The 1844-nt window shown below is 70.5% G+C and carries 2 protein-coding genes; both read left to right on the top strand.

Annotated elements, in window-relative coordinates:
- The first annotated feature begins 137 nt into the window (after positions 1–137).
- A complete protein-coding gene (locus tag AC27IQ_RS23625) occupies positions 138–1526 on the top strand; it encodes a phosphomannomutase/phosphoglucomutase (RefSeq protein WP_487091011.1) in 1389 nt (462 codons plus the stop codon).
- Positions 1527–1593: 67 nt separating this feature from the next.
- Positions 1594–1844: nitrilase-related carbon-nitrogen hydrolase (locus AC27IQ_RS23620; protein WP_487091010.1), on the top strand; the 251-nt coding region annotated here is incomplete at its 3' end.

Raw genomic sequence — 1844 nt, 5'->3', positions numbered from 1 at the left:
GGCCTACGCGCCGCAGCCCCGGCGGCGCCCGACCCCGCGCCTACAATGCCGCGACCCGTCCAACGAGAAGGGGCGCCGCAGCGCACCATGCGCCCGCCGCGCCCCGCGATTTCTCCCGAACCGCGAAGGAACCCCCTGTGCAGCCCACGCCCGCCATCTTCAAGGCCTACGACATCCGCGGCATCGTGCCGAGCACCCTGAACGACGAAGTGGCCCGGGGCCTGGGGCGCGCCTTCGGCACCGCCGCGCGGGCCGAGGGGCAGACGGTGGTGGCCGTGGGGCGCGACGGCCGCCTGTCCGGCCCCTCGCTGGCCGCCGCGCTGATCGCCGGGCTGGTGGATGCCGGCATCGAGGTCATCGACATCGGCCCCGCCACCACCCCCATGCTCTACTTTGCCGCCCACACCCTGTGCCACAGCGGCATCCAGGTCACCGGCAGCCACAACCCCAAGGACTACAACGGCTTCAAGATGGTGCTGGCCGGCCGCGCCATCTACGGCGACGAGATCCAGGCCCTGCGCCGCACCATGGAAGAAGAAAGCTGGACGCTGGCCGAAGGCGGCAGCGTGCGCCAGGCCGACGGGCTGCCCGCCTACGTGCAGCGCATCACCTCCGACGTCAAGCTCGCCCGCCCCATGAAGATCGTGGTGGACAGCGGCAACGGCATTGCCGGCGCCTCGGCCCCCGGCATCTTCCGCGCGCTGGGCTGCGAGGTGATCGAGCTGTTTTCCGAGGTGGACGGCAATTTCCCCAACCACCATCCCGACCCCAGCAAGCCCGAGAACCTGCGCGACCTGATCTCCACGCTGCAATCGAGCGACGCCGAACTGGGCCTGGCCTTCGACGGCGACGGCGACCGGCTGGGCATCGTCACCAAGGACGGCCAGAACATCTTTCCCGACCGCCAGATGATGCTGTTCGCCCGCGACGTGCTCTCGCGCGTGCCCGGGGGCCACATCCTCTTCGACGTGAAGTGCACCCAGCGCCTGGCCCCTGCCATCACCGAGGCGGGCGGCCAACCCGTCATGTACAAGACCGGCCACTCGCTCATCAAGGCGCGCATGAAGGAACTCGACTCGCCCCTGGGCGGCGAGATGAGCGGGCACATCTTCTTCAAGGAGCGCTGGTTCGGCTTTGACGACGGCACCTATGCCGGCTGCCGCCTGCTCGAAATTTTGAGCCGCGAAAGCGACCCCGGCGCCGTGCTCAACGGCCTGCCCACCAGCCATTCCACGCCCGAGCTGAACGTGTCGTGCGCCGAAGGCGAGCCGCACCGCCTGACCGCCGAACTGCAGGCCCTGGCCGCCGAAACCTTCGCCGCCCCGGCCGAGATCAACACCATCGACGGCCTGCGCGTGGACTGGCCGGACGGCTTCGGCCTCATCCGCGCCAGCAACACCACGCCCGTGCTGGTGCTGCGCTTCGAAGGCCACACGCCCGAGGCGCTAGCGCGCATCGAAGCGGCCATGCTCGCGCTGCTGCACCGGGTCAAGCCCGACGCGCACGTGGGTGCCGCGGCCCACTGATCGTTCGCCGCCAGCCGCCTGCCATCCACCGCCCGCTTCACGGACCATCCGCCCCTTGAATCCCCCCGTGTTCCCACCGCTGTACACCGTGGCAGCGGCGCAGTCGATCTCAATCCCCGGCGATGTGCCGGCCAACGTGCAGGCGCACCTGGCCATGGTGCAGGCCGCCGCCCAGGAAGGCGTGCAACTGCTCGTCTTTCCCGAGCTGTCGCTCACGGGCTATGAGCCCGATCTGGCGGCCCGCCACGTGCTCGGCGCGGACGACGCCGTGCTGGCGCCGCTGCGCGAAGCCGCCCGCGCCCATGGCATGGCCGTGGT

This window comes from Acidovorax sp. KPB24-07 (assembly GCF_057543315.1).
Note: the sequence above shows the minus strand (reverse complement) of the source record. Positions and strands in the feature narration are given on the sequence as shown.